Source organism: Rhizobium sp. Root483D2, assembly GCF_001426685.1.
GTDB lineage: Bacteria > Pseudomonadota > Alphaproteobacteria > Rhizobiales > Rhizobiaceae > Pararhizobium > Pararhizobium qamdonense.
This window is the reverse complement of sequence record NZ_LMFB01000023.1, coordinates 57,150-82,141: the sequence shown is the minus strand read 5'-3', so window position 1 is coordinate 82,141 and position 24,992 is coordinate 57,150. Positions and strand designations below refer to the sequence as shown.

The following is a 24,992-nucleotide window of genomic DNA, read 5'->3' as shown; positions in this document are numbered from 1 at the left end:
CTCCGTCATCCTCGCCCTTGAGGCGAGGATCCAGGGACCCGGCCAAGAGCGGGCAATCGCATGCTTCCCGATCAACCTGCAAAAACCGACAAAACCACCTTCCCGGCAGCAAAACGGCGGCCCCATGGAGCCGCCGTTTCTTTTATCCGGACCTGCCTCAGATCAGGCGAGCTTGGCTTCGACTTCCGTCGATGTGCGCAGGGCATGGCTGTAGGGGCAGACGATGTGGGCGGCGGCGACGAGTTTTTCGCCGACTTCGCGGTCAACGCCCGGCAGGCTGACGGAGATGGATGGGGTGATGTAGAAGCCGGTGCCATCGTCGCGCGGGCCGATGCCGACGGTGGCGGTCACCGTTGCGTCTTCCGGGATCTTCACCTTTTCCTTGCCGGCAACAAATTTCAGCGCGCCAAGGAAGCAGGCGGAATAGCCGGCTGCAAACAGCTGTTCGGGATTGGTGCCGGTCGCGCCATCGCCGCCGAGTTCCTTCGGAACGGTCAGCGTCACATCGAGAACACCGTTTTCACTGACGGCATGGCCGGCGCGGCCACCGGTTGCGGATGCCTTGGTCGTGTAAAGAATTGGCATTGTCTGTCTCCTTGGTTCAGCGGTTGATTGCGGGGCGGTAGAGTGCCTGCAGTTCTAATAGCGCAAAATTTAATTGGACGCAATATAATTTTGCAAATTGCAAAATCCTGCTAAAACTGCGAGAATACGCAGTATGACCAAGGATCAAGACATGCGTAAGGACGATCTGAAAGAAGGCGATGCGCTGGCGCTTGGCCAGCAGCTCTGTTTCGCCGTCTATTCGGTCGCCCATGCCTTCAACCGTACCTACAAGCCGCTCTTGGAAAAATTCGGCCTGACCTATCCGCAATATCTGGTGCTCTTGGCGCTGTGGCAGAAGGACAGGATGACGGTGAAGGGAATTGGCGAAGAGCTTGGGCTGGATTCCGGCACGCTGTCGCCGCTGCTCAAGCGGCTGGAAACCGCAGGCTTCGTCAGCCGCATCCGCGACAAGGGCGACGAGCGCCAGGTGATCGTCACGCTGACGAACAAGGGCGAAGCGCTGAAGGGCGATGCTTTCGGCATTCTGACGGAGATCGGCAAGGCGACGGGGTGCAGCATGGCGGAAGCCGCCGCCCTGCGCTCGGCGCTGCATGATCTCAACACGCATCTTGGGGATAATCAGGCGTCCGGGGACTAGCATGCCCGGTTGGCCCATCTCGTGACGGGCGCGCAGGAAAGCCCGCCTTAAGGCGGCGGGCCTCTTCATTTCAAAAGTTCAGACCCCGCTCAGATCACCAAAATCGGTGCCTTGTCGCGCACGCGGTCGTAGAGGTCGATGACGTCCTGGTTGATCAGACGGACGCAGCCCGACGAGACGGCCTTGCCGATCGATTGCCATTCCGGTGAGCCGTGCAGGCGGTAGAGCGTGTCTTCGCCGTTCTGGAAGATATACATGGCGCGTGCGCCGAGCGGATTGTCGAGGCCGGGCGCCATGCCGCCATTGGCAATCGAGTATTTTTCCAGATGCGGCTGGCGGGCCACCATCTCGTTCGGCGGCTTCCAGCGCGGCCATTTCTGCTTCCACTGCAGGACGCCCCTGCCCGACCAGGCAAAGCCCTCGCGGCCGATGCCGACGCCGTAGCGCATCGCGGAGCCGTTGGAAAGGATGAGATAGAGGAACCGCTCGCCGGTATCGACGATGATGGTACCCGGCCTTTCGCCAAACGTGTTGTCCACCTCCTGGCGATAGAAGCGGGCGTCGATCTGCTGGTAGGGTACGGCTGGGATGTTGAAGCCGCCCTCGAATTTCGGGCCGTACATTTCGGCATAATAGGCCGATTGTGGCGGCAGGCCCGACGGTGTCATGCCATCGCCCACTGGGCCTTCGAGCTCGGCCCCATAGCGCGGATCGGCAAAACGGCCTTCGAGCGCCGGGTTGCGAAAGTAAGGCGCGGTTTCGGCGCGGAAGCGGTCGGTGTTCATCGAGGACGTACAGCCGGCAAGGCCAGCGGACGCGACCGCAAGTCCGGACATGTTGAGAAACTGCCGGCGGGAGAGTGCTTTTGAAGGGGTCATTGAACTCTGTATTTCCGTTTGACGCATAAAGGCGAAAGCGCGGCGAAAGTTCCGCACAGGTATTCTATCCCGGCAGACAATACCGATCTCTTGCCACAAGTATGGCAATTGCGGCTGGATCGGGGCTTGTGGGCTCCGCAAACCATCACGACTGCGCGAGGGCGCAGATGCGATGCAAAAACGACACAAAAACCCCGCTACTGACAGGCTTGTCAGCCTATTTCGACAGCAGGGAAACGAAGACTGCAGGGGCCACCGGCCGGCTGAAGAAATAGCCCTGGATGTCGTCGCAGCCGCTGGCCGCCAGGAAATCCACCTGCTCCTGCGTTTCCACGCCTTCGGCAATGACCTGCATCTGCAGCTTCTGCGCCAGCGAGATGATCGCGCCGGTAATCGCCCGGTCGTCGGCATCGCCTGGAATATCCTGGACGAAGGAGCGGTCGATCTTCAAACGGCGCACCGGAAAGCGCTTGAGAGCACTCAGGCTGGAATAGCCGGTGCCGAAATCGTCGATGGCAAGATGGACGCCAAGCGCTTCCAGCTCGTACATGGTGGCGACTGCGGAGGCGACATCCTGCATGATCAGGCTTTCGGTCAGCTCCAGCTCGAGATAACAGGCCTCAAGCCCGCTGTCCTCCAGCGCTTCGGCCACCTTCGACACCCAGTTGCGCTCCTTGAACTGGCGGGCCGACACATTGACGCTGACAACGATCGGCGCCAGGCCGGCATCCTGCCAGGCCTTGTTCTGGCGGCAGGCTTCGTTTAGCACCCAATCCCCGATCGGCACGATCAGGCCGGTTTCTTCGGCAAGCGGAATGAAATCGCCGGGCGAAATCAACCCGCGCTCGGGATGCTGCCAGCGCAGCAGCGATTCGGCTGCGAAAATCCGGCCGGACTTCAGGTTCATCTGCGGCTGATAATGCAGCACGAATTCGCTGCCGATCACGGCATCGCGCAGCTCCTCGTGACGGCGCAATTGCTCGTGCGCGGCGGCGGCCATCTCGGCATCGAACACCTGCAGATTGTTGCGGCCGGCCTCCTTGGCGCGGTACATGGCGGAATCGGCATTGGCGAGCAGTTCGGTGGCGCTGTCGCCATGTTCGGGATAACAGACGACGCCCATCGAGCAGCTGACCTGCAGGCTGCGGCCGGCCAGCACCACCGGCGCGCCGATCGCCGCGCGGATCGCTTCCAGCCGCGCCAGCATGACGCCGCTTTCGGGCGGCAGGCTGTTGATGAGAATGATGAACTCGTCGCCGCCGACCCGCACGATCATGTCCGATTTGCGCACGCAGGCGAGCATCCGGCCGGCCACCACGCGCAGCAATTCGTCGCCGGCATGATGACCGAGCGTATCGTTGATCAGCTTGAAATTATCGAGATCGAGGAAGGCCAGCGCCACCCACTGGCCGGACACACGCGCCTTTTCCAGGGCAATGGCGACGCGCTCGTCGAACATGGCCCGGTTTGGCAGTCCCGTCAGCGCGTCGTGATGCGCCATGAACTGGATGCGCTCTTCCGACTGGCGCCGCTCGATGGCGATGCCTGCCAGATGCGCCGCCATGGAAATGAGATCGACCTTCTCCGGCGAGGGCAGCCCCGGCTGATGCGAGTAAAGCGCGAAGGTGCCGAGCACCTGGCCCTGATAGGCAAGGATCGGCATCGACCAGCAGGACCGGTATCCGAGCGGCCGCACCAGACCGGCATAGTCTTCCCACAACGGATCCGACTGGATATCGCTGACGAAGACCGGCTCGCCGCGAAAGGCCGCAGTGCCGCAGGAGCCAACCTTCGGCCCGATGGCGATGCCGTGGATGGCGTTGCAATAGCTGCCGTCGAGCCCAGGGGCCGCACCCGTCAGAAGATGCCGCCCGTCGGGCGACAGAAGCAGGATCGAGCCGATAATGCCGGGCAGATGCGCCTCGATCATCAGGATCAGTTCATTGAAGAACTCCGACAGAGGCGTGCTTGTGGCGATCAGTTCCAGAAGACGGGCCTGGCCGAGCAGAAGCCGCTCCGCCCGCTTGCGATCGGTAATATCACGCGAGATGCCGACAACGCCGATGGTGACACCCTGCTGGTCGCGCAGCGGCACTTTCGATGTCATCAGCCAGCGCTCGTCCTTGCTAACCGCATTCAGCTCCTCGATGCCGAACATCGGCTCGCCGGTTTCGATCACCCTGCGCTCTGCCTGCTCGAAATGGCGGGCGTTTTCCAGCGTATGGATATCGTAGTCGGACTTGCCGACGATCTCATGCGCCTCACGGAAGCCGTTTTCGGTCACCGTCGCCTGATTGGCGATGAGAAAGCGGCCGTCGAGATCCTTGGCATAGATGTAATCGGGAATATGATTCATCATCGTCTCCAGCCAGTAATGGCGATCGGCGATGGCGGGTTCGGGGGCGAACATGCGCGAGACTTCGGCCGCAAGCCGCTGGCTTGCCGCAATCAATCGCTGCGTGTCGTCGTTGCTGACAATCCTGGCTCCGCTATCCCTTCGATAGCGGCTGAAATTCTTCGTCAAACGCGCCTCCAAAGACGGACAGGCAGTCCGTCTCTCTGTTCCCCGCGTCAATTTTTAGCAGGCATAAGTTATTCTTCCCTAAAGATAGAAGGGCGAAATAAACGCATTCCGATGTCCGCCAACATAAAATCAATCCAAGATTGTATTAATTTTTTCTCTTTGTGTGCCGCTTTGGCACATCGCAGCCTGGCACGATCCATGCTTCGTCAACCCAAAGGATTTGTCATGCTGAACCGCCGCCTGCTCCTGTCTTCGATCACCGCCATGGGCTTTTGCGCAGGCGTGAGCCGCGTTTCGAGTGCCGCATCGATGAAGCCGCGGCAGGATGGCCTGCGCGGCACGATCGATATTTCCGGCTATGGCGTCGCCCCCGATCGCCAAGGCGAGCAGAGCGACGCCATCAACCGTCTGTTCAGGGAGGCGGCGGAACAGGGCATGCCGGTGTTTCTGCCGGCCGGCGATTACCGCGTGTCTGGCATCACCCTGCCCGACACGCTGTTTGTCAGCGGCGTCCCCGGCCGCACCCGGCTGATCCACACCGGCGGCGGCCCGTTTCTGACCGGACAGGCGCTTGGCAGGCTCACCTTGTCCGATCTCGTTTTCGATGGCAAAGCAGAGGCGCTCGCCCCTGAAACGGGCGGGCTTTTGCATCTGAGCGATATTGCCGATCTCGCTATCGAGAACTGCACGGTCACCGGCGCGTCGAAACATGGCATCCATGCAGAGCGCTGCGGCGGCCGCATCACCGGCAACCGCATTTCAAAGGCGGCCTTTGCCGGCCTCTATGCCGTCGATAGCGCGCGGCTTTCGATCACCGCCAACACCGTGTCGGATTGCGGCAATGGCGGCATTCTCGTGCATCGCTGGGAGGCCGGCGAGGATGGCACGATGGTGAGCGGCAACCGGGTGTTCAAAATCTCAGCGGATGACGGCGGCACCGGCGAAAACGGCAATGGCATCAATATTTTCCGTGCCTGGAATGTGTTGGTGTCAGACAATCATGTTTCCGACTGCGCTTTTTCCGCCATCCGCGCCAACGCCGCCACCAATGTGCAGATCTCGGATAATCAGTGCCTGCGCTCTGGCGAAACGGCGATCTATTCCGAATTCGGTTTTCAGGGCGCCGTGGTTTCCGGCAACCTGATCGATGGCGCGGCCAATGGCATCCTGATCGTCAATTTCGACGAGGGCGGACGGCTGGCCACCGTCAGCGGCAATATCGTCCGCAACCTGCACCTGACCGGTCCCTATGTGCATGATGGCGCCGGTTTCGGCTTCGGCATTGCTGCGGAAGCCGACACGGTCATATCCGGCAATGTCATCGAGAACGCGCCGAGATGGGGCCTGATGCTCGGCTGGGGACCTTTTATGCGCGCGGTTGCGGCGAGCGGAAATCTGGTGCGCGGCGCCGGTGGCGGCTGTGCCGTCACTGTCGTGGAAGGGGCCGGTACGGCGCTGATTGCCAACAACCTGTTTCAGGACGTGCGGGACGGCGCGATCCTCGGCTACCGCTGGAACGACAAGGCGACCGGCGATCTTTTGAAAGGGGGCAGCGAAGCCTTCGCGCATCTCACGCTGTCCGGCAACCGGCTGGCCTGATCGCCGTCACATCAAAAGATTTCATGGCTGGCATCAACGCCATGCGCTTCAAGCGCCGGTGCGCATGCCATAGCGTGCGGTGAAACGCAGCCAAAGGGAAACGGACATGCTGACGATCTATGGAGTGTACTGCTCGCGCGCCTCGCGCAACTACTGGATGGCGGAGGAACTCGGCCTTCCCTTCCAGTCCGTGCCGGTCATCCAGGCGCGGCGCCTTGCCGATCCGCTTTCGGCCAGCGCTCCGGTCAACACGAAATCGCCCTCCTTCCTTGCAGTCAACCCGATGGGACTGATCCCGGCGATCGAGGATGACGGGCTGGTGCTGGCGGAATCGCTCGCCAACAATCTCTATCTCGCCCGCAAGCATGGCGGCCCGCTCGCCGGCGCAAACGTGCGCGAAGAGGGCGAGATCATCGCCTGGACGCTGTGGGCGGCGACCGAGGTCGAGCCACATACCGTGAAGATCGTGCTGACCTATGATAACGGGCAGGACAATACGCCGGACGGAAAGGCGCTGATCGAGACCTGCGTCAAGGGGCTGGAGCGTCCGCTGGCGCGGCTGGAGCAGCACCTGCAGACCCAGGATTACGTCGTCGGCGGACGCTTCACCGTCGCTGATCTCAACCTGGCCGAAGTGCTGCGCTACGCAATGAGCGAAACCGATCTGTTTGACCGGCATCCTGCCGTCAAGGCCTGGCTTGGACGCTGCCATGCACGCCCGGCCTTCGAAGCCATGATGGCCGGGCGGCGCAAGGAGGTTGAGGCCGCCTGACGACCCGCTGAAATCTGGCGTCTACTCAAAATCGAGACGCCGCATGCTTTCGGCAATTTCGTCGCGCACCCATTGCTTGAAGGCCGTGACCGTCTTGGTTTCCCGGCGCGATGGCGGCGTGACGAAATAATGCGCCAAGCCCGTCTTTGCGCGCACGGGAAACGGCCTGACCAGCCGCTTCTCGATCAGCGAATAGGCCGCCAGCGTCTGCCAGGCGAGCATCACGCCCTGCCCGGCAATCGCCGCATCGAGACAGAGCGAGGCATCGTTGAAAACGTGGCGCGTCACCATCTTTTCTCCCGACAGGCCGACCTGGCGCAGCCACATCTCCCAGCTGAGCGTGGAATGGCCATCGATGATGGCCGGGATATTGAGGATATCCCGAGGCTCCTTCAACTGCGCGGCAATCGCCGGCGAGCAGACCGGAAAAGCTTCCTGCGCAAGCAGAAGCTCGGCTTTCACGCCCGGCCAATCACCGGCGCCGACACGGATGCCGATATCCACGCCGGTGCTTTCCAGATTGACCAGCGCCGTGGTCGCATCGATGCGCAGGCGGATATCCGGGTGTTTTTCGGTAAACCGATCCAGCCTGTGCACCAGCCAGCGTGCGGCAAAAACCGGCGCCACCGAAATCGTCAGGATGGTCTCGTCCCGCCGCCTCGCCGAGCCGACAGCCTGATCCAGCGTTTCGAAACCGCCGGTCAGGCGCGGCAGAAACCTTTGGGCAAAGGGCGTGGCCACCAGGCCGCGCGGAGCGCGCTCGAACAGGACGCGGCCAAGCTGCTTTTCGGTCTTGATGATCTGCTGACTGACGGCACCGATGGTGACGCCCAGCTCACTGGCCGCCGCCTGCAGCGAACCAAGGCGGCCAGCCGCCTCGACCGCGCGCAACCCATTGAGGTGAATACCGTTCAGCTCTTTCATATAGTTTTTCTATACCGGACACGCGGCAATCTCAATTGAAATTGCTGATGTGAAGGAGGATGATGCGGATATCGAAGAAGGATGGTGATCCCATGTTGAAGATTTTCTCGATGCTCGACCAGCTCCTTGCCGCCCCCGCCGACGAAGACACTCAGGCAAACTGGAGCCGCGACCTCCTGCGCCACCCCGATATCGCCCGGATGGACACACGCGAACTGGGCGACCTGCCCTTTCCGGGGAGGATTGTGCGGGTGCCGGCAAACCGCCCCTGCGAGGCGTGCCGGGCTTGAACCCTATCCGCCACTGACGGCGGCCGGCACGTCGGGATCTTGCCGCATCAACCGGCGGTGGACAGGACCTTTTGCACGGCGGGGCGTTCCGCCATGCGCTGGCTGTGCGCATAGACTTTGGGAAAGCGCCTGGGATCGACGCCGTCGCCTTCCAGCCAGCCGGTGAAGGTCAACAGGTAGGGATCGGCGATCGAGTATGTCTCTCCCATGACCCAGGGACCAGTGAACATGGTGGTTTCGATCAGCTCGAAACAATCGCTCATATTGCTGGCGACCTTCAAGGTCATGGCCTCGATGACGGCGGGATCATCGGCCCAGCGGCTGCCGCGGCGCTTGTGTGCATGCGCGACATGCACCGTCGAGCAGAGATAGGCGTTGAACGACTGGATGCGCGCAAACTCGAACGGGTCCTGCGGCAGACTGACCGGGGTGCCGGCAAAGCGCTGGCCGATATAGGTGAGGATGGCGGGCGATTCGGTGAGGATGCCGCGCTCGGTGACAAGCGCTGGAACGCGGCCCTTCGGATTGAGCCGCAGAAACTCTTCCGACCGCTGCTGCTGGCCGGCAAAATCGATCCGTTCAGCCTCATAGACCGCACCGGCTTCCTCAAGGGCGATATGGGATGCCTGCGAGCAGCTTCCCGGTGAAAAATAGAGTTTTAACATCCAGGCTTCCCATCGATTGTTGACCGGCGCACCGCGTGATCCCGCGCTGACCATAACGATGGCGCCGGCCGTTTTCCAGCCTGCGATCTCGCCGTTCCGGCCGGGTGCCGCTGCGGTCGCAACTCGGTGGGCCAAGGCTCACGCATGATCGAGGCTTAGGCGGCCCTCGGCGTGATGCGATCAAGCTCTGCGCCCAGCGTCCGGCGTGTCTGCATGATATCGTGGTCCGTCTGCAGCCGCAGGAAAAATCCTTCGGACAGGCCGAAATAGCGGGCGAGCCGCAGATCGGTATCAGCCGTCACGATCCGCTTTCCGAGCACGATTTCATTGATCCGGCGCGGCGGCACCCGGATGGCGCGCGCGAGACCATTCTGGCTCAACGCCATCGGCACCAGAAAGTCGTGAGGAGGATTTCACCCGGACGCGGATGGGGCAGCAAATCCCCGTCAATGATAGACTGCAATTTCGACATACCGTGCCTCACCTTCCTGCCATCTAAAAAAGGCTTTCAAGCCTGCGCTCAAGCCGCAAAAGCGCTGGTCACCCTGACATCGCCGACATGGATGCCGTTCCAGTTTTTCATCGCGTTATTGGCCTGCGCCATCAGGTTATCGTGCAATTCCGGCTCATCGGTGAAGAAGCGGGCGAGCGTGGCGGCGATCATGGCTTCGGCGGCGCGAGTGGTGCCGTCCTCGCATTTCAGTGCGATGGCAATGCCCTGTTCCGGGATGGCGGCGCAGAAGACGCCCTCGGCGCCGGTCTTGGCGAAAATGCGGCCCGGTGCGGTCTGCATCAGCCGGGTGCAGGCACGCCGGCTGCCGGCGACATAGAAGGGTTCGGCCATGCAGGCTTCGATGAGGCGCTTCGAGGCCTTGGCGCGCAGCGGCTCCAGGCCGTTGCCGGTTGCCATTTTCGCAAAGCCATGGGCAAGGCCCTTCAACGGCACGGCATAGGTCGGGATCGAGCAACCGTCGGTGCCGCAATTGTCATGGGCGAGCACGGCACCCGTCAGGCTTTCCATGACGCCACGGATGTCGCGCTGCAGCGGGTGATCATAGGTGACATAGCCTTCCGGTTCCTCGCCGCTATGGCAGCAGGCGCAGATGAAACCGGCATGTTTGCCCGAACAATTGTTATGCAGCGCCGTCGGATGATCGAGCATGCGCGCCTGGTTGATGATCGTATCCTGTTGGAACGACCAATGGGCGCCGCATTCGAGCGTCGAGACATCCCGGCCGGCTGCCGCCAGCATTTCGGCCGCCAGCGCCACATGTTCCGGCTCGCCATTATGCGAGGAACAGGACAGCGCCAAAGCCCGCTTGTCGAAGCCATAGGCATCGGCGGCTCCCGTCTCCATCAAGGGCAGCGCCTGCATGGCCTTGCAGGCCGAACGCGGAAAGACGCCGACATCGGTCTCGCCGAGCGAAAACACCGTCTTCCCATCGCCATCGACAACGATCACCATGCCGCGATGGCGGCTTTCGACGAGATTACCGCGCGTGACTTCAACAAGAACCGGGTTCGACATGGTTGTGCCCTCAAAAATCCAACTTCTCCCTTGTCTTTAGACGAAGACAAGACAACGCAAAACCCGGACGGACCCATGAAATTTTTTCGCTGGCTGCTTCTTGCCATCCTGTTCGTCTATCTCGTACCGGCGCTGGCTTCGGCCGGCTGGTGGTATGTCAAGGAAAGACCGGCAAACTGGCGGGAGGCGGACTGGACCTCGGCCCGGATCCTGCCCAGGCCGGCAGACGACCAGGACGCGGCCATCTATATCTTTTCCGCCACGACAGGCGGCATGAAAGGGGCAGTCGCCAGCCATTCCTGGATCGTCACCAAGGGACATGGCGATACGGTCTATAACCGCTATGACAAGGTGGGCTGGGGTTCGCCGATCCGCCGCAATGGCTATCTCGCCGATGCACGCTGGTATTCAAACACGCCGAACCTGGTTGCTAGCGTCAAGGGCGAGGCCGCCATCAGTTTGATAGCCAAGGTCGAACAGGCCATTCAGTCTTATCCCTATGCGACGCCGGGCGCCTACCGGATTTGGCCGGGGCCGAACTCGAATACATTCGTCGCCCATGTGCTGCGCTCGGTGCCAGAGCTTGGCGCCGTCCTGCCGCCGGACGCGGTCGGCCGCGACTATCTGCCGGAGGGCAAGCTGTTTTCGGTCGATGCCGATGGGCTGGATATGCACGCGACGCTCTATGGCCTGCTCGGCATTTCGGCGGGCGTGCGCAGCGGTCTGGAGGTGCATTTCATGGGGCTGGTGGCGGGTATCGACGTCATGCGTCCGGCGGTGAAAATTCCGGCGCTGGGGCGGTTTGGGGTTTAGAGCCTCGTCGCGCTTTCCGGTGCAGACGGAAAAAATTATGGTAGGATGAGACTTGGAATTCGCGTGGAGACAAGGATGACGCAGCCGCTCAAAAGACCGTTGGTCGAACTTCCAGAAAGCCTGGAAGCACAAATCGCGTCACTGGCCGAAAAGACCGGACGCTCGCGCTCCTTGATCGTCAACGATGCCATCGGCACCTATGTCAACAATCAGCTTCGCTGGTTTAACGAGATGGATAGCGCCATCGCTGATGCCAAAGCTGGCCACTCATTCGATGGCCCGGAAGTGCTGGACTGGCTGGAAAGTTGGGATAGCGGCGCGAAGAAGGCCAGACCCAAGCCCTCAAAACTTTAAACCTGCCGATGCGGATACGGTTTACGCCTCAGGCCATGTCTGATCTCGATGATCTCAAAGAATGGCTCCGCCTCAAAAATCCCTCCGGTTTCCGATCGGTCGTAAGCCACATTTCCAAAACCATCCGGCCGCTTGCCAAGCATCAAGCCATCGGGCGCAAAACCATGAGGGAGGATATCCGCGAGCTTGTTGAACCCCGCTACGGATTTATCATTCCCTACACCGTCATCGACGATACGGTTTTTATTTTGCGGATCTACAGTTCGAAACGGTGTCCATTGGATCCCGCAGACCTGCCTGAGCCCGGCAATCAGAATTAAACGCTGAAAGCCACTCTCCAGACAAACAAAAAGGGCCGCTTAAAAAGCGGCCCTCCATGAGTTTTGGCCAGGTAAGAGGCCCGGACCGTATCTTCTCAAAGACACGACCCGCCGGAAGGGTGGTTCAGATCGAGGGCTGCCTCGTTCCTACCATCACAACTCCCATGCCCGTTACGAGGTTTAAAATCTCATTAGACACTGGATCACCTTCCTTTCGTTTCGTTGAAGATGAGGTAAAGGTAATCCGATTCTTTGCGATTGCAAGGGGGCGATTGCAAGGGGGGGGGCAATTGCACGAGAGCGATAGCAAGACGAAGAAGTCCAGACTCTAGAATGTCATGACGATCTTGCCGATATGATCGCCGGCTTCCATCAGGCGGTGCGCTTCGGCCACTTCAGAGAACGGCACGATCGCGTGCATCACCGGCGCCACGTCGCCATCTTCCAGCAACGGCCAGACATTGTCTTCCAGATCGTCGCGGATCGCCTCTTTCTCGACCGCCGTGCGCGGCCGCATGGCGGAGCCCATGATGTGCAGGCGCTTGGCAAGGACGGCTGCGATGTTGGCTTTTTCGACGGTGGCGCCGCCGAGAAAGGCGATGATCGACAGGCGGCCGTCCTTGGCGAGCGAGGCGATGTTGCGGTCGAAATAGGGAGCGCCGACCATGTCGAGAACGACATCCACGCCGTTGCCGCCGGTTTCCTCGAGGATGACCGACTTGAAATCCTCCTCGCGGTAGTTGATCGCCCGCTTGGCGCCGAGCGACACGCAGGCGTCACACTTGTCCTTGCTGCCGGCCGTCACGAAGACCTCGGCGCCGAAGGCGCGGGCAAGCTGGATGGCGGTGGTGCCGATGCCGCTGGAGCCGCCATGGATGAGGATCTTTTCGCCTTCGACCAGATCGGCCATCTGGAAGACATTGGCCCAGACGGTGAAGAAGGTTTCGGGAAGTGCCGCCGCGCGCGCCGCGTCATACCCTTTCGGCCAAGGCATGGCCTGCGTTGCCGGAAGCGCGCAGAATTCGGCATAGCCGCCGCCATTGGCAAGGCCACAGACCTTGTCGCCGACGATGAAGCCTTCGGCCCCCTCGCCCATGGCCACCACTTCGCCGGCCACTTCCAGGCCGAGAACAGGGCTCGCGCCCGGCGGCGGCGGATAATTGCCGAGCCGCTGGAGCACATCGGGACGGTTGACGCCGGAAGCCTCGACCCGGATCAGGATATCGCCGGGCTTCATCTCCGGCAGCGGCCCGCGTGCCAAAACCATCTTTTCCGGGCCGCCGGGGGACGGAAGATCGACATAGGTCATTTCGCTCGGCAGGGTCACGGTGTTCTCCTTGGTGGATGTTAACCGGTTATCTAGCGCGCCGGACGAAAACGGCAAAGCTGTTGTTGCCGCCACCAGCCGGGGCGGCTCGATTCGGAAGTCTTAAGCGGCAGGCCCAGCGCCGCATCATGGCGAAATTGCGCCGTCTTCAGCCTTGGAAAGATTAAGTTTCTTTAATTTGAAATGATGTGAAACCGGGCCTAGCGTCACAATCGAACCGGGAGCCGCCGGCAGCTTCAGGCTGCGACGCGACGGGCTTCGGTCGGTTTCAAGACGACCGGCCCCGATGCGGGGACCAACCAAGGACGACACCCATGCGTGCTCTTCTGACCTCATTGACGATCCTTTCCGCCATCACCCTGTCATCCGCCGCCTTTGCGGCCAGCACCACGACGGGAACCATCCGCGCCTATGACATGAAGGCGATGACGGTAACCTTGAAGAACGGCACCAAATACATGCTGCCGGCGGCATTCAAGAATCCGGGCCTGAAGGTCGGCGAGAAAGTCACGATCGCCTATCAGGCGATGGGCAAGAAGCATCAGGCCACGTCGATCACGCCGGTCATGTACTGATACCGCCAGCATGAGCGTACCCGCCGCGGTTCGCTGCGATCGGGATCATGCAGAAGCGGGCTGGAACCCATGATGGGTTTTGAAGAATAGTAAATTCCTCAACGATTTCAATCATTCAGCCCGTTTTCGTTAACCTTCATGCATCTTTTTGTTAATGTTTTGCGTAGTCATACAAGTATTACGAACCATGAATTTGATTTAATTCCAAATTCTAAACCAACCTCGTAATAGATCATAGCTTTCGAGTCGCTTAACCGGCTCGAAACATGCTCATGTACAGTTGACACCTTGCCAGCGTTGCCATAGAAGCCTGCCATTCACCTTAAATCAGAGTTTGGCAGAGACCGTCTTATAGGCGGCGATATTACTTATGGCTAATGCAGAATACCGCACATATCTTCAAGAACGTAAAGGCGGCTGGTGGTACTTCATGTACACGGTGCCAAAAGCAAGCTGGAAGAAAGTGGGCAAAACGAAATCCGGCAAACAGATCAAACAGATTTGGATTAGCTTAAAGACCCGCGACCGGCGTGAAGCTCTTATGAAGGTCGGACCACATATGAAGAATCATATGAATTGGTACCCGGCTGGCGAGAACGACAATCCGTTGCCGCCGACATATGAAAATGCGGTCGATGCAGCCAGCTATCTCGGCTTTCCATATCGCACTGCCCCGGAATACCGGAAGGACTCCATTCGCGAGATGATTGCTCTCGCTTCACCGGTTCTTGACGCTCGCAATCGCATAGCCAACCCAAGCCGTATCCAGCGTGCCGCCATGGCTGGCGCTGTTGATGTACCCGGTCTGTCATGGATGCAGGCATTTGAGCGATTTAAGGTGATTTGCGTCGATAAGGTCATGAGAAAGAGCGAAGACAAGGCGAAGAAATTCTGGCGCAAGTTTGAGCTATCTGTTGAGATTTATGCCGAACTCATCAGCGGCGATGCCGATGTTTTGAAATTGACTATCGCAAACGCGAAGGATTTCCGCTCCGGTCTCGTTGGCGAAGTGAATCGCGGCAGGTTCAAAAGCGAACGTGCAAGCGATCACATCGAACACCTTCGCTCCATTCTTGATGCGGTGCTGGACGAACATCCGGGCGACCTGAAGAACCCATTCCGCGATATAAAGCGGATCAAAGCCACTGATGCGGGCAAGGGTGAAGAATTCACGGAAGACGAAGTCCGTGCAATTCGTGACAAAATCAAAATATCCAATGCCGGTGCCGAAGTAAAAGCAATGCTATTGATTGCGCAGAATACCGGTTGCTACGTCTCGGAACTCGCACTAATGGCACCGGAGGATATCGTTATTGACGACGCTGGAATTTCCCACATCAAAATCAGATTAGGACCGTATCGCACGGAACTAAAGAGCGGGCAAAGAGCGCGTGATATCCCTTTGGTAGGCGACTCTTTGGCTGTCATGAAGGAATTTAGATTGGGGTTTTCCGCTCGGTTTCACGGAGACAAGGGCGTTCAGCGATTGAACGATAAAACCCGGAAGTTGATCAAAACTGTCGTTCCCACAAAATCCCTCAAAGCATATCGCCATCGCATGGCAACGCTCTTGAGAACAAGCATACACAAAGACCAAGTACAAGATGCAATTCTCGGTCATGCAACTAAAGGCATGACTGGATATTACGGCGGCTTGGTAACTCTACAACAGATGAAAGAAGCATTAGATGACGTGATACCAAAATACGACCAAGACACATCGATATAATCAACATCAACTAATATGACTTAAAGGCGAAATACACTCTCTACGTTATGAATAAGTCATATCCAATAATGGATATGAAAATTGCACACCAACGAACTCACATACACTTACGAAATTCTTATCGAGAATTCGAATAAACGAGACGAATTTTTCAGAACAATGCGAATGATGATCAAAGATATGATGGACGACAAGGAATATGAACTTGCATCCACGTGGAAACGGAATCTGAAACTTATTGAAGAAGACATCTATTCACTTATCGGAGACGACTTTATACAAGGGAGGAATGCAGCGTGATAATCGACATCGCCATCTGGCAATTGGTCATACTAATTATCTCGTCTACGTACTCGGCAAGGAAATGGGCTTCTGACAATGCTGCGGACAGCATATGGTAGATCGGCGGAAATTTGGGAATGATCTTCGGTTGCATCGTCCTTGCGGTCATTGTCGCCATTGCCGGATCGGTCGCGTTTCAGCTGATCCTTTGAGCGGACGGAACCGGCTGGCTGGTGATGTCGTGCTTTAGCGCGGCAACGTTCCGATCAATACGCGATTGCCTTCCCGGTTGCCACACCGGCATTTCAGCATGCCGCGAAGGTTTCGCAAATACCGATCCCCACATTGCCGCAACACTGCTGTCTTATCCAGCCAAGCCACGCGCCCACACTTCCCGCATCTCGCCCCAAGCACTTCCCATTCACGCAAGCCTTTCAAGGTTTGAAATTGCTTGCCGTCATGCTCGCCAAACTCCGATGGCGAGAACGGCGCACGAAGATCGATGCCGCGAGCATGCTTCATGGGATTCTCCAGATTAAGGATTTAATTCCTCATATCAACCCGAATACATGAGTCTGTAAAGGTATATTTTCCTTTTTAGGTTGCCTTCCCACAGATGTATCACCATCTATTGTTGAATTTTGGAACTACCGCGCTGATTGCAAGCGCGATAGTTCCAGAAGAGCATTGTTAACCGTCGTAAACGGTCTTATGTAATATCCGTGAAAGTTGCAGAATAACACTACTAAATATCGATGCTATATATCAATGAAACGGCTAACAGGACTATTAAATCACTAATTACTAATATTTCAAAGCTAAATATTACTCATAATTTCGTGATTAAATCTGTACCATATTGATACACATCGGCGAGCTATACGCGCGATTGTGGTGCCAATTTCGAGTTTTTGGTTCTCCAAATTGTCCGATAGCGGACACAGCAAAAAATCTTGGAACAAGATGGTTTGGACCGCGTTCTTCGTCACATTTTCTTCGCGAACACACTCGGAGTTGATGATGGCAATTGAGGAAAATCTCGTCGATCAAATAGATGAAGCAATGATCCTCGCAGGGCTGCACCGTACCAGTGCCTTGCAACTAATTGATGAAGCCCAAGCAAAATCTCACAAAGAAGCACTCCTGAAAGCAGACGAAGCGTTTGAAGGTTCCGAAAGGGCTTTAATTGGCTATCTTGGGGTCTTGCCGCTTCTGCCCGACTTAGATGCCGCCGTGAAAGCAAAACTCGAAGCTGATTTCACCCTGATCATCAGCAGATCGGCGTTGCTGGCTGCTCGGTATAAACTGGATAAACCGGCCCCCTGATAGCATAGCGCGCCAATTGACGTCCGCCATTTACGGCGATGTAGCCATGTCGTTCGCCGATTACCGCACTCGTTTGGTTTGGCGTGGTGCAGATATCTCGATTGGGCTATGGTGCGGGCAATGCTTTGAATGAGATAGGTTCGCATGCTCACATTCGCGATAATCAGCCTTACTATGATAGTTTTCGCGATAGGCTTGGCGGTTGGTTACCGAGCAAACGCGCGTGATCTGCAAAAGATGATCGACGCCAGACAGGAATTGGACGCCTTGAGGGCAGCTTTGAATGGTGCCCAATCGCAGTCAGTACGGCGGTTCAATAGTTACGAGAGGCGGCTATCGTCCGCTCAAGAGGCGATCAACGAGTACGAAGAGATTTTCGATCGTATGGAACCGCAGCGAGAAACCCAATCTGCGATCATCCTCCCCTTCAAGAAATAACTCGGAACAACAAACACTTGATCCCGTTAACTGTCTCAACTCTGGACAGAGCGGCACGCCATGGCGATCTACTTTTTTCATCTACGTGACGGCGAAACGTTCGAAGAAGACACGGTCGGGGTTGAATTAGAAGATGTGGACAGCGCCAGAACTGAAGCCATTGTAGCGGCACGTGAAATGCTGGCAGAGCAGATTACGCTTGGTGCGCCAATTGGCAATCCGATCTTCGAAGTCTGCGAAGGTGACCATGTCGTAATTTTCAAGCTGGTTTTCAGGGACATCCTTCACAGTTAATGTAGGGGTCTGTTGCGCAATCCCACATGCATTTCTCCAGCACACTGAAATATTAGCAATTGTGAATTATGTTCCCTCCACAGCAAGAGGGCCATATTTCAATGCAGGACAAATTCTCGATACAGGTCGTTGACGCTGTTATGTTAGCGAGAATTCACAGAATCCATGCAACTGAAACTGTTCAAGACGCTGAAATGCTCGGAAACGATGAAGCCAAGGTGGCGGCAATCATGGCTATTCAGCATGCAGAGACCGCCCTCGCCCTATTTCGCGAAGCGGATTCACTCTTGCCTGACCTACAGGCGGCACGAGATGCAAAGTGGAATGGCGATATCGTTCTGCTGGAAAGCGGATCGGCTTTGCTCACCGCACGCCAGAAGCTCGGCAAGGACGCTTCGTAAGGCTATTGTAAAGGCTGCTTCTTCTTTCGCCTCGATAACGCCTTATCAGGGCGTTCAACAGCATGGTCCTCAACCGCCCGCCACGCATCAATCATGGTCTCAATGATCTCGGTCGTCACTTCCGGCGACGTTCCTTTGATAAGCTCCGACTTCACGCGGGCACGCCAAAGTCGCTTTTGCGCCTCCGATGGCTCTTTCATTGTTAAAGTTCCACATTCTGAAATAAGGCGTATATTAAAAAATAGAAATATAAAGAAACGTAAGACGAACGGCGGAAGAACGTTTCAAGATTAGCTATCCGAAACGACCGCTATTAGCTTACGCTCCATCAAACATGACTGCAATAATTCGACATCACCGTTCAAAACATGCTTGATTGTGTCAACATCGGGCACGCGCATCCAGCACTTAAATATACCAATAGCAGGGACGTCATCTGCGTCCAGTTGCTTCAGTTCTCGGCGAAGCTCTAAAGCAGCACTCTCACACTCTTTCAAGTTGTCTGCAAATATCAAAGTGCCGGAACGAACCGGAGGTATTTCAAACGCGAAAAGAGTGAATTCCATGACTAAGGATCAATTCCGAAACTTCTGGACGTGGGATGTATATCGGACAGAATTGAAGAACAACCTATCTAAAATGGTTAGGGTGTCGAAATCAGCTTTTGGTTGGCTTGATTCCCTCAGTGGGATCGTTGTCGCTTCCGCCAATGCCCTCAACGGCTTCCCAACATTTCATCATCTCGTTGAAGGTGTTTGCGGTCTCTTCGATAGAGACGCCCTTGGCACCATTGGCATTTATTCTTGCCAGCCACAGTCGAAGCTGCGCCGGAGATGGACGTTTTTTGATCAATTGAGACTTCCAGTTTGCACTTACTGGCGACGAATAAAGATGCATCAAATGGGCGAATGTTGGGCGGATCGGGTGCTGATCAGGCGGATCATGGTAAGGATCGCCGTCCAACGCTCTCTACCGCTAATTGTGGATAAGAGAAAAACTTCGGAACACAGTCTTCTTATTCGCGTTGGACCTGTCATCGTCTGATCCACGTAGCGGAGTATTTGCGAAATGGCTTATGAAGCGGGCATGCTCATCATGTTCGACGTTGTGACAAAGGGCGTCTTTGTCGAATTCCGGAACAGATTTGAGAACTTGCCCGGTCCATATGCAAATCGTGCGGTAGGCATCGCAGCTGGTGAAGCATATTGCCATAACCTCGGATGGGATGGCACAGAGACGCGTCCAAGCTCGAAAGATAATGAATGGGCATTGGGCGACGTTCAGCTCATGGACGACAAGCGAATATGACTAATGTGTCGGTGTTCGCACTGTTGTGGCAGGCTGCCGAGGGTCGGGTAAAGCTTTCACTAACCGCAGCCTATTGCCGCCAACGAAATCGAATAGTCCTTCACCCTGTAGCCTAAGCAGCCCGTTCAAAACTTCCATTTCGGTGAAGCCTCTCGCAACAAGGGGCACACCGATATCGAAACAGCTTACCGGCTCGGCAGTCGTTGCTCCGATCCTCTGCAAGAGTTCGATGATGGCTTCGTTGATAGATGGCATGACCGATGATCACCTAAAGGGGTTGTCAGCACTGGCGCGTTACGAGCACGAAACTGTTATCGACGGAAATAGTTTCTGTGCGTCACCACGTTTCTCGCCCCGGCTGCTGGCATCGCCAAAACTCCCCACAAGACTGTTCATTGCTGAACAATCCAACAATAATAGGATGGTCCCTCACTACTTTCACCTGGTGGCTGAAGGTCGCTTTGGCTAAATATATCATTCACAACGACTGTAGTTATTTGACATAGGCTGTTGTGATTGATATACTTTCGTCAACAGAGAGTGACCCATTCAATGAAGCAATACATCACGTACACTCGCGTGAGCACGGCGGATCAGGGTAAATCAGGGCTTGGTCTCGAAGCACAGAAGCGCGACATTGCCATCTACCTCGACAACTTCTCCGATGTTCCCTTCGAAGTCATCGCCGAATTCACGGAAGTCCAATCGGGTGCCGACGATGATCGCCCTGAACTGACCAAGGCACTCGCTCTAGCCCGAAAGACCGGCGCTGAACTGCTGGTTTCTAAACTTGATCGTCTTTCCCGTAAGGTTTCCTTCATCGCAATCGTAATGGATGATCCAAAGGTAAAGCTTCGCGTGGCTTCCATGCCGCATGCCGATAAATTCTCGCTCCACATCTATGCCGCACTGGCAGAGCAGGAACGCGATTTCATCAGCATCCGAACCAAGGCAGCGCTTCAGGCAGCGAAGGCGCGTGGCGTGAAGCTTGGTGGATTGAGAGACAAGACCAATGAACGCAACAAGGCAGCAAAAGCTAAGGCGGATCGCTTCGCATCATCAGTCTTACCCATCATCGCTAGGCTTCGGGATGCTGGCGAGACATTGCAGGCAATAGCAGATGCCTTGAACACAGCTGGTCAGCAGACACCACGCGGTGGCGAGTGGACATCAACATCAGTCAAGCGGATTATTGATAGGAGTTGATCAGCAGCCAAGCCAGTCGATTTCACCACGATTTAAGGTTGTGTGCTGGAAATTTGCACCCCACCACCCCGGCTGGACTTTCGCGAAATATGAATATGGTCGTCCATATTATGAATCGTGCGCTGAACTTCGAGCTTCTGCCAGATGACGAGCCCCACCGGAGACCAAACACAAAAAACCGGACAACGGGGGAACCCTCATTGTCCGGTGTAAGTTTGTGCTGACAACCACGTGGTGGAGGTCAAAATCTGTATAAGGCGTAAACCTTAACGCCTCGTAAATCGCTTAATTGGTTTTCGCAGCGTCCAGATCACCGGACAGCTTTGTGAACGTCGCGTCGAGCGAGGAACCGAGTGCTGTTGCGCCACCGATCAGGGCTACCGAAACCAGAGCGGCAATGAGACCGTATTCAATTGCGGTTGCGCCAGATTCGTCTTTCATGAAACGTGCAAAAATCTTCGACATTAAATCTCTCCTGATCTCGTTGCCGTGGAACCACTTTGTTCCGCCGTGAGAAGAGGTTTAAACGAGGCTGTTTGAATTTTTGCTAATAAGATCAGTTAACCGAAAATGAAACTGAAGCATCAAATTGTCGAGGCGCGGTATCTGCCCTCGCAAGCGGTGTATTTTCGCATTTTCTGCACCATATAGGATCACGTTGCTTGCGGGATTTCGGCTGGATTAAAGCGGAGTGTTTCGAATCCGGGCGAAACGTCGATGGATGTGAGGAAAACAATATTCTTGTCGCTTTTTGGTACGCCGAATTTTTCTGGACGATTTTTAGCGGCATAACGGTCGGGCAGTTGGGGCTCATGCCCCTGCTCTAAGTTTTTATATGAACCGTGTGGAATTCCGGGTGTGTTAAGACGAACGGCATCTTCCCGGCGAACGGCGGCATATCGAGCGGCAAGCGGCGGCTGATCGGTAGCGAGACGGGCAACTCTCAAGTCGTCTTCAGCGCCATAGCATGTGGGCAGCTGGTCGCCATGGGGTACAGAAAGCAATTGGTGGCATTCCAACCGATTGGAAGTCGAAAAATTTGTCACTTTTTGCTCATAACGAGTCTAAGGAATTCCTTAGGCTTACTATGAGCATTTCCTGCTAAGTTTTTTCGATTACCCATAAGTTGGAATGCGATTTGAAGCTTATTTGTCGGGAAGTATGATTACAAAATCTTACAATATCGATTGCCAAGAAATCTTTATATCTGTATAGTTATTTTTGCAAAACCGGTCTAGATGACCCGAATGCAACTCCCCAGAACGCTATATAAAACATTGGAACGAAGCCGGTTGGACGCTTGGCTTATTTTTCCATAGGTCAAGACAATCGGTTAGTTCCGCAATCCTTAATGCCATTGAATAGATTTGGTCAAAGGTCTCGCGAATGTCCAACCGGCGCGAGACCTTTTTCTATTTCAACACCAAGGCAGAAAGGATTCATGTCACAAAAATTACCTACCGTACAATTCGTTGATGCTCTCGTTGGCGCTCGCAAGACCAGCCGTACAATTGATTTTATCGCATCATCACCTGCATCAGATAAATTTCTGATTGCCACTCCCAACACCACGCTGAGCAAAGAGACCGCTGCAAAGCTTGAAAAGGCTGGCGTTTCCGTCCTTCAGATCGACAGTGAAAACGGGACCAATTGTCAGCAAGCGTTGATTGCGGCAACCGGCACTGGCGAACATAAGGTGATCATTGCGAACCTTGATGTCATATTGAAGCTCAACCGCATGTACATGGCGGATTACCATCTCTTCATTGACGAAATCCCCAACATCTATGAGTCGTTTTATGTTGAAGGGATGGTGCTTTCCAAAAAGGACGTTCGCAACTATTTCACGGTGTCTCCTACAAAAGAGAACGCCGCTTTCCTTGATCTGTGCATCTCAAATGAGGGTGTTGAATTTCTTTCCAAATGGCGTGCGGAACGACTGGTCAGCTTTGCCCCACAGAAAGATAAAAGAGGCAACGATAAGCCATCGCTACCAAAAATCCTGGAAACATTGATGTGCGAGCATTACCGCATGGTCATCGACACGGAAGCGCACAACAAATTCATTGATAGTGACGGCATTCGACTGACATTTTGCACCTTGATGCAACCGTCTGTCTTTCTCGGCTTTAAATCGGTCACGATCCTTGGTGCAAATTTCAGGGATAGTTTCCTTTACATGGTGCATGAGCAAAACATTCGATTTGTCCCGCACGGCATAATCAAAGGCTTTTACGACGACCATTCGCACAAAGCGAAGCAGACCAAGATTTTCTATTTCTCACACCGCAATTGCTCAAAGACTTTGCTCATGACGCGGAAGTTGGGTTTCAGACATTCTTCGATAAAGCCGCCGCGATGATTGCGAAGATGTTCCCGAACAAACGCCACATCTTCACAATGAACAATCCGGAGTCCGTCAAGATCGATGGAAAATGGGTTGAACAGGACGATTACCGCTGGTCGCTTGAAAACACCTCTAATCCTGAAGACAAGACCAGTCTCAGGGTTTCGCCCGACCCGCGTGGCTGGAATGGTCTGGCTGACTATGACATGGCAATTCATATGGCGGCGCTGAACTACACGCCCATGGATTTCCACTTCTTCGATGACTTCCTGACCATCTCGCGTGACGAAGCCGTTCGTTCCATGACCTTTGAGCGGATTTACCAGTTTTTGGGCAGGACCAGCTTGCGCGACTATGACCGCGTCTATGGTGAAGGTGAAGAACTGACCCTGATCGTGTTCGACCGTCAAACTGCAATGCGGATGCAAGCCATGATCGGTTGCGGTGAACCGACCTTTATCGATCTTGGCATTGAGAAGCTTCAGGAACAGAAGAAAGCTCCTTACGATCCGAAGGCGGCTGCTGTCGGCGCAAACGCTCGCTATCGGGCAAATGAGGCTGAGAAGGAGCGTCTTGCCGCCGATGAAGCCACACCACAATATGAAGGCTTTGGCGCTCGTATCTGGTCAACTGGCGCCGATAAAGAACCGACCTATCAGACGTATGCTATTGAAGACCTGTTCCGTCTCATGGAACGCGCTGGTGAGATGCCTTTGAAGTTCAAGGCTCATTGCTCCCAATTCCGAGAAGGTGCGTTCAGTGACCTTGGTGCCGCCGAAATCGCTGGCAATCTGACCACATCCAAGATGCTGGCTTTCGATATCGATGACTCAATCCACAAGCCGGAAGCAGTATCCGATTATCTCGCGTCTTTAGGCTTCACGAACTTCATCTACAACAGTTTCAGCCACAAGGGTTTCCCGTATCGTTTCCACGTTCTCATTCCGTTGTCGCGGGCGGTAAACGAAGGCAATTATCGTCACATCTTCAAGGTTGTTCGCGCGCTTCTCGAATCTCGGTTCGGTAAGAAGGATTTGCCGATTGAAGCCAAGTACGGCTCAATCAACAAATGGATTGCGATGCCATGCGACTCGAAGTTTGGGCAAGGTTTCGTCATTGCAAAGCGTCGCTGGAAGAACATCATGACCAAGGAATATTCCTTGTTGGATGTGCAAGATTATCTCACCAGACAGGTTCCGAAAACACCGGAACAGGAAACGGAAGCTGAAACCAAGGCTGATCAAACAGCACTTGAATCGGCTGATATCGATGCAATTGTTCGTGATATTGCCGCCGCTGCGGCTCCCGGCAACCGTGATGACGCATTCAAACAAGCAGGGATTGCGCTTGTTTATACCCATAAGGTTCCGGACCATGAGGCAATTCGCTCACTTAACGCCGCCGTCAATTTGTTCGGTAAAGATCGAGGTGCAGCAAAGCGGCTGGTAGGCAGTCTCAATCGGTCAAGGCAAACGTCCTTGACCGCCCTCATCACGAATTGAATCGCAACTCTAATCACCAGAAAGGAGCATTGACCTCCACAACGACTACGACCAGCAGACACCGCACCTCGAATACGTTCCGGCTGCGGTGTCGTTCTCGTGAGAGGATGTTTGATATTCTGCATACGCCCGCGAATATTCTGCCCCCAAAATCGAGTTTCCATCGTCCGCGAAGTGTCCGGAGACCGGCGAAGGCTTTACAAAAGAGATTCATCCCTCTGGCAACATCGAACAATCGAAAGGAAAATCAGAATGCTGCAGTCGAATGGCTACGGAACTCTCCATCCCCGGATCGTGGTTTCCGTCGCAGCTTCGGACGCGGAGGAGGCAGAACGACGCCTCAGAACCCCTATATCGGAGACTGTCGGCGAACCGCCACGTGCTCG

The 24,992-nt window shown here is 55.6% G+C and carries 30 protein-coding genes and 1 pseudogene; 17 read left to right on the top strand and 14 right to left on the bottom strand.

Features of this window, described 5'->3' with window-relative positions:
• Positions 1-162 precede the first annotated feature (162 nt).
• A complete protein-coding gene (locus tag ASD32_RS20205) occupies positions 163-585 on the bottom strand; it encodes an organic hydroperoxide resistance protein (protein ID WP_060639854.1) in 423 nt (140 codons plus the stop codon).
• Positions 586-736: 151 nt separating this feature from the next.
• Here ASD32_RS20205 and ASD32_RS20200 point away from each other — a divergent pair, with 151 nt between their 5' ends.
• Complete coding sequence (locus tag ASD32_RS20200) at positions 737-1,204, top strand: MarR family transcriptional regulator (protein WP_156383263.1); 468 nt, start codon at positions 737-739, stop codon at positions 1,202-1,204.
• An 89-nt stretch (positions 1,205-1,293) separates the two neighbouring features.
• Here ASD32_RS20200 and ASD32_RS20195 read toward each other — a convergent pair whose 3' ends face one another.
• Together ASD32_RS20195 and ASD32_RS20190 are read right to left on the bottom strand one after the other, a co-directional pair.
• Positions 1,294-2,082 carry a L,D-transpeptidase family protein gene (locus ASD32_RS20195; protein ID WP_060639852.1) on the bottom strand — a complete coding sequence of 263 codons (789 nt, stop codon included), beginning with the start codon at positions 2,080-2,082 and terminating at the stop codon, positions 1,294-1,296.
• 217 nt (positions 2,083-2,299) lie between these two features.
• Entirely contained in the window at positions 2,300-4,492 is a 2,193-nt protein-coding gene (locus ASD32_RS20190) for an EAL domain-containing protein (protein ID WP_082546845.1), read from the bottom strand.
• 339 nt (positions 4,493-4,831) lie between these two features.
• On the opposite strand from ASD32_RS20190, the gene ASD32_RS20185 reads away from it, so the two are divergent.
• Both ASD32_RS20185 and ASD32_RS20180 read left to right on the top strand, forming a co-directional pair.
• The gene (locus tag ASD32_RS20185; RefSeq protein ID WP_060639851.1) at positions 4,832-6,205 is read left to right on the top strand and encodes a TIGR03808 family TAT-translocated repetitive protein; all 1,374 of its coding nucleotides are present in this window, start codon (positions 4,832-4,834) and stop codon (positions 6,203-6,205) included.
• Between the two features lie 106 nt (positions 6,206-6,311).
• Positions 6,312-6,977: a glutathione S-transferase family protein gene (locus tag ASD32_RS20180; protein WP_060639850.1), complete on the top strand. Its 666-nt coding sequence runs from the start codon at positions 6,312-6,314 to the stop codon at positions 6,975-6,977.
• A gap of 21 nt (positions 6,978-6,998) precedes the next feature.
• On the opposite strand, the gene ASD32_RS20175 is transcribed toward ASD32_RS20180, so the two are convergent.
• The gene (locus ASD32_RS20175) at positions 6,999-7,901 is read right to left on the bottom strand and encodes a LysR substrate-binding domain-containing protein (protein ID WP_060639849.1); all 903 of its coding nucleotides are present in this window, start codon (positions 7,899-7,901) and stop codon (positions 6,999-7,001) included.
• Positions 7,902-7,993: 92 nt separating this feature from the next.
• On the opposite strand from ASD32_RS20175, the gene ASD32_RS20170 reads away from it, so the two are divergent.
• Positions 7,994-8,191 (top strand): hypothetical protein, encoded by a 198-nt coding sequence (locus ASD32_RS20170; RefSeq protein WP_060639905.1) that lies wholly within the window; start codon positions 7,994-7,996, stop codon positions 8,189-8,191.
• Positions 8,192-8,238: 47 nt separating this feature from the next.
• Here ASD32_RS20170 and ASD32_RS20165 read toward each other — a convergent pair whose 3' ends face one another.
• The 3 genes and pseudogenes from ASD32_RS20165 to ASD32_RS20155 all read right to left on the bottom strand — a co-directional run bounded on the left by ASD32_RS20165 (position 8,239) and on the right by ASD32_RS20155 (position 10,384).
• On the bottom strand, positions 8,239-8,856 hold the full coding sequence (locus ASD32_RS20165; RefSeq protein ID WP_060639904.1) for a glutathione S-transferase family protein: 618 nt from the start codon (positions 8,854-8,856) through the stop codon (positions 8,239-8,241).
• A 155-nt stretch (positions 8,857-9,011) separates the two neighbouring features.
• Positions 9,012-9,328: pseudogene (locus tag ASD32_RS20160) on the bottom strand (HigA family addiction module antitoxin).
• Between the two features lie 48 nt (positions 9,329-9,376).
• Positions 9,377-10,384, bottom strand: a complete 1,008-nt coding sequence (locus tag ASD32_RS20155; RefSeq protein ID WP_060639847.1) for an asparaginase — start codon at positions 10,382-10,384, stop codon at positions 9,377-9,379.
• A gap of 75 nt (positions 10,385-10,459) precedes the next feature.
• On the opposite strand from ASD32_RS20155, the gene ASD32_RS20150 reads away from it, so the two are divergent.
• From ASD32_RS20150 to ASD32_RS20140, 3 genes are all read left to right on the top strand, one after another.
• Positions 10,460-11,197 carry a DUF3750 domain-containing protein gene (locus ASD32_RS20150; protein WP_060639846.1) on the top strand — a complete coding sequence of 246 codons (738 nt, stop codon included), beginning with the start codon at positions 10,460-10,462 and terminating at the stop codon, positions 11,195-11,197.
• 75 nt (positions 11,198-11,272) lie between these two features.
• Positions 11,273-11,551: a ribbon-helix-helix protein, CopG family gene (locus ASD32_RS20145; protein ID WP_060639845.1), complete on the top strand. Its 279-nt coding sequence runs from the start codon at positions 11,273-11,275 to the stop codon at positions 11,549-11,551.
• Positions 11,552-11,559: 8 nt separating this feature from the next.
• The gene (locus ASD32_RS20140; protein WP_082546842.1) at positions 11,560-11,871 is read left to right on the top strand and encodes a type II toxin-antitoxin system RelE/ParE family toxin; all 312 of its coding nucleotides are present in this window, start codon (positions 11,560-11,562) and stop codon (positions 11,869-11,871) included.
• A 328-nt stretch (positions 11,872-12,199) separates the two neighbouring features.
• On the opposite strand, the gene ASD32_RS20135 is transcribed toward ASD32_RS20140, so the two are convergent.
• On the bottom strand, positions 12,200-13,198 hold the full coding sequence (locus ASD32_RS20135) for an NAD(P)H-quinone oxidoreductase (protein WP_060639843.1): 999 nt from the start codon (positions 13,196-13,198) through the stop codon (positions 12,200-12,202).
• A gap of 314 nt (positions 13,199-13,512) precedes the next feature.
• Between ASD32_RS20135 and ASD32_RS20130 the strand changes: the two genes are divergently transcribed.
• Entirely contained in the window at positions 13,513-13,773 is a 261-nt protein-coding gene (locus tag ASD32_RS20130; RefSeq protein WP_060639842.1) for a DUF1344 domain-containing protein, read from the top strand.
• 370 nt (positions 13,774-14,143) lie between these two features.
• The gene (locus tag ASD32_RS20125; RefSeq protein ID WP_060639841.1) at positions 14,144-15,502 is read left to right on the top strand and encodes a tyrosine-type recombinase/integrase; all 1,359 of its coding nucleotides are present in this window, start codon (positions 14,144-14,146) and stop codon (positions 15,500-15,502) included.
• Positions 15,503-16,030: 528 nt separating this feature from the next.
• Here ASD32_RS20125 and ASD32_RS20115 read toward each other — a convergent pair.
• Entirely contained in the window at positions 16,031-16,306 is a 276-nt protein-coding gene (locus ASD32_RS20115) for a hypothetical protein (RefSeq protein ID WP_060639839.1), read from the bottom strand.
• Positions 16,307-16,804: 498 nt separating this feature from the next.
• On the opposite strand from ASD32_RS20115, the gene ASD32_RS20110 reads away from it, so the two are divergent.
• From ASD32_RS20110 to ASD32_RS20095, 3 genes are all read left to right on the top strand, one after another.
• Positions 16,805-17,110 carry a hypothetical protein gene (locus ASD32_RS20110; RefSeq protein WP_162252685.1) on the top strand — a complete coding sequence of 102 codons (306 nt, stop codon included), beginning with the start codon at positions 16,805-16,807 and terminating at the stop codon, positions 17,108-17,110.
• A 498-nt stretch (positions 17,111-17,608) separates the two neighbouring features.
• Positions 17,609-17,842, top strand: a complete 234-nt coding sequence (locus ASD32_RS20100; RefSeq protein WP_060639836.1) for a hypothetical protein — start codon at positions 17,609-17,611, stop codon at positions 17,840-17,842.
• A gap of 101 nt (positions 17,843-17,943) precedes the next feature.
• On the top strand, positions 17,944-18,243 hold the full coding sequence (locus ASD32_RS20095; protein WP_156383260.1) for a hypothetical protein: 300 nt from the start codon (positions 17,944-17,946) through the stop codon (positions 18,241-18,243).
• A gap of 2 nt (positions 18,244-18,245) precedes the next feature.
• Here ASD32_RS20095 and ASD32_RS20090 read toward each other — a convergent pair whose 3' ends face one another.
• The 3 genes from ASD32_RS20090 to ASD32_RS29710 form a co-directional block, all read right to left on the bottom strand.
• A complete protein-coding gene (locus tag ASD32_RS20090; protein ID WP_060639834.1) occupies positions 18,246-18,443 on the bottom strand; it encodes a hypothetical protein in 198 nt (65 codons plus the stop codon).
• A 90-nt stretch (positions 18,444-18,533) separates the two neighbouring features.
• The gene (locus ASD32_RS20085; RefSeq protein ID WP_060639833.1) at positions 18,534-18,809 is read right to left on the bottom strand and encodes a hypothetical protein; all 276 of its coding nucleotides are present in this window, start codon (positions 18,807-18,809) and stop codon (positions 18,534-18,536) included.
• Between the two features lie 91 nt (positions 18,810-18,900).
• Entirely contained in the window at positions 18,901-19,206 is a 306-nt protein-coding gene (locus tag ASD32_RS29710) for a hypothetical protein (protein WP_156383259.1), read from the bottom strand.
• Positions 19,207-19,311: 105 nt separating this feature from the next.
• On the opposite strand from ASD32_RS29710, the gene ASD32_RS20075 reads away from it, so the two are divergent.
• The 3 genes from ASD32_RS20075 (at position 19,312) to ASD32_RS20065 (ending at position 20,757) form a co-directional block, all read left to right on the top strand.
• Complete coding sequence (locus ASD32_RS20075) at positions 19,312-19,551, top strand: hypothetical protein (protein WP_060639831.1); 240 nt, start codon at positions 19,312-19,314, stop codon at positions 19,549-19,551.
• Positions 19,552-19,804: 253 nt separating this feature from the next.
• Positions 19,805-20,020 carry a hypothetical protein gene (locus ASD32_RS30080; protein ID WP_162252684.1) on the top strand — a complete coding sequence of 72 codons (216 nt, stop codon included), beginning with the start codon at positions 19,805-19,807 and terminating at the stop codon, positions 20,018-20,020.
• An 83-nt stretch (positions 20,021-20,103) separates the two neighbouring features.
• Positions 20,104-20,757 (top strand): recombinase family protein, encoded by a 654-nt coding sequence (locus tag ASD32_RS20065; protein ID WP_060639829.1) that lies wholly within the window; start codon positions 20,104-20,106, stop codon positions 20,755-20,757.
• Between the two features lie 285 nt (positions 20,758-21,042).
• On the opposite strand, the gene ASD32_RS20060 is transcribed toward ASD32_RS20065, so the two are convergent.
• Positions 21,043-21,222 (bottom strand): Flp family type IVb pilin, encoded by a 180-nt coding sequence (locus ASD32_RS20060; RefSeq protein ID WP_060639828.1) that lies wholly within the window; start codon positions 21,220-21,222, stop codon positions 21,043-21,045.
• 188 nt (positions 21,223-21,410) lie between these two features.
• Positions 21,411-21,803, bottom strand: a complete 393-nt coding sequence (locus ASD32_RS29705; RefSeq protein ID WP_156383258.1) for a hypothetical protein — start codon at positions 21,801-21,803, stop codon at positions 21,411-21,413.
• A 395-nt stretch (positions 21,804-22,198) separates the two neighbouring features.
• On the opposite strand from ASD32_RS29705, the gene ASD32_RS20055 reads away from it, so the two are divergent.
• Together ASD32_RS20055 and ASD32_RS20050 are read left to right on the top strand one after the other, a co-directional pair.
• Positions 22,199-23,119, top strand: a complete 921-nt coding sequence (locus ASD32_RS20055; RefSeq protein WP_060639827.1) for a hypothetical protein — start codon at positions 22,199-22,201, stop codon at positions 23,117-23,119.
• Entirely contained in the window at positions 23,050-24,606 is a 1,557-nt protein-coding gene (locus tag ASD32_RS20050) for a hypothetical protein (protein WP_210171111.1), read from the top strand. The genes ASD32_RS20055 and ASD32_RS20050 overlap by 70 nt, the downstream gene beginning before the upstream one ends.
• Positions 24,607-24,992 lie beyond the last annotated feature (386 nt).

Excerpts from the sequence above, each read along its gene's own strand:
- ASD32_RS20205 (WP_060639854.1), bottom strand. The coding sequence starts at position 585 with ATGCCAATTCTTTACACGACCAAGGCATCCGCAACCGGTGGCCGCGCC.
- ASD32_RS20200 (WP_156383263.1), top strand. The coding sequence starts at position 737 with ATGCGTAAGGACGATCTGAAAGAAGGCGATGCGCTGGCGCTTGGCCAG.
- ASD32_RS20195 (WP_060639852.1), bottom strand. The coding sequence starts at position 2,082 with ATGACCCCTTCAAAAGCACTCTCCCGCCGGCAGTTTCTCAACATGTCC.
- ASD32_RS20190 (WP_082546845.1), bottom strand. The coding sequence starts at position 4,492 with ATGTTCGCCCCCGAACCCGCCATCGCCGATCGCCATTACTGGCTGGAG.
- ASD32_RS20185 (WP_060639851.1), top strand. The coding sequence starts at position 4,832 with ATGCTGAACCGCCGCCTGCTCCTGTCTTCGATCACCGCCATGGGCTTT.
- ASD32_RS20180 (WP_060639850.1), top strand. The coding sequence starts at position 6,312 with ATGCTGACGATCTATGGAGTGTACTGCTCGCGCGCCTCGCGCAACTAC.
- ASD32_RS20175 (WP_060639849.1), bottom strand. The coding sequence starts at position 7,901 with ATGAAAGAGCTGAACGGTATTCACCTCAATGGGTTGCGCGCGGTCGAG.
- ASD32_RS20170 (WP_060639905.1), top strand. The coding sequence starts at position 7,994 with ATGTTGAAGATTTTCTCGATGCTCGACCAGCTCCTTGCCGCCCCCGCC.
- ASD32_RS20165 (WP_060639904.1), bottom strand. The coding sequence starts at position 8,856 with ATGTTAAAACTCTATTTTTCACCGGGAAGCTGCTCGCAGGCATCCCAT.
- ASD32_RS20155 (WP_060639847.1), bottom strand. The coding sequence starts at position 10,384 with ATGTCGAACCCGGTTCTTGTTGAAGTCACGCGCGGTAATCTCGTCGAA.
- ASD32_RS20150 (WP_060639846.1), top strand. The coding sequence starts at position 10,460 with ATGAAATTTTTTCGCTGGCTGCTTCTTGCCATCCTGTTCGTCTATCTC.
- ASD32_RS20145 (WP_060639845.1), top strand. The coding sequence starts at position 11,273 with ATGACGCAGCCGCTCAAAAGACCGTTGGTCGAACTTCCAGAAAGCCTG.
- ASD32_RS20140 (WP_082546842.1), top strand. The coding sequence starts at position 11,560 with ATGCGGATACGGTTTACGCCTCAGGCCATGTCTGATCTCGATGATCTC.
- ASD32_RS20130 (WP_060639842.1), top strand. The coding sequence starts at position 13,513 with ATGCGTGCTCTTCTGACCTCATTGACGATCCTTTCCGCCATCACCCTG.
- ASD32_RS20125 (WP_060639841.1), top strand. The coding sequence starts at position 14,144 with ATGGCTAATGCAGAATACCGCACATATCTTCAAGAACGTAAAGGCGGC.
- ASD32_RS20115 (WP_060639839.1), bottom strand. The coding sequence starts at position 16,306 with ATGAAGCATGCTCGCGGCATCGATCTTCGTGCGCCGTTCTCGCCATCG.
- ASD32_RS20110 (WP_162252685.1), top strand. The coding sequence starts at position 16,805 with ATGGCAATTGAGGAAAATCTCGTCGATCAAATAGATGAAGCAATGATC.
- ASD32_RS20100 (WP_060639836.1), top strand. The coding sequence starts at position 17,609 with ATGGCGATCTACTTTTTTCATCTACGTGACGGCGAAACGTTCGAAGAA.
- ASD32_RS20095 (WP_156383260.1), top strand. The coding sequence starts at position 17,944 with ATGCAGGACAAATTCTCGATACAGGTCGTTGACGCTGTTATGTTAGCG.
- ASD32_RS20090 (WP_060639834.1), bottom strand. The coding sequence starts at position 18,443 with ATGAAAGAGCCATCGGAGGCGCAAAAGCGACTTTGGCGTGCCCGCGTG.
- ASD32_RS20085 (WP_060639833.1), bottom strand. The coding sequence starts at position 18,809 with ATGGAATTCACTCTTTTCGCGTTTGAAATACCTCCGGTTCGTTCCGGC.
- ASD32_RS20075 (WP_060639831.1), top strand. The coding sequence starts at position 19,312 with ATGGCTTATGAAGCGGGCATGCTCATCATGTTCGACGTTGTGACAAAG.
- ASD32_RS30080 (WP_162252684.1), top strand. The coding sequence starts at position 19,805 with ATGACCGATGATCACCTAAAGGGGTTGTCAGCACTGGCGCGTTACGAG.
- ASD32_RS20065 (WP_060639829.1), top strand. The coding sequence starts at position 20,104 with ATGAAGCAATACATCACGTACACTCGCGTGAGCACGGCGGATCAGGGT.
- ASD32_RS20060 (WP_060639828.1), bottom strand. The coding sequence starts at position 21,222 with ATGTCGAAGATTTTTGCACGTTTCATGAAAGACGAATCTGGCGCAACC.
- ASD32_RS20055 (WP_060639827.1), top strand. The coding sequence starts at position 22,199 with ATGTCACAAAAATTACCTACCGTACAATTCGTTGATGCTCTCGTTGGC.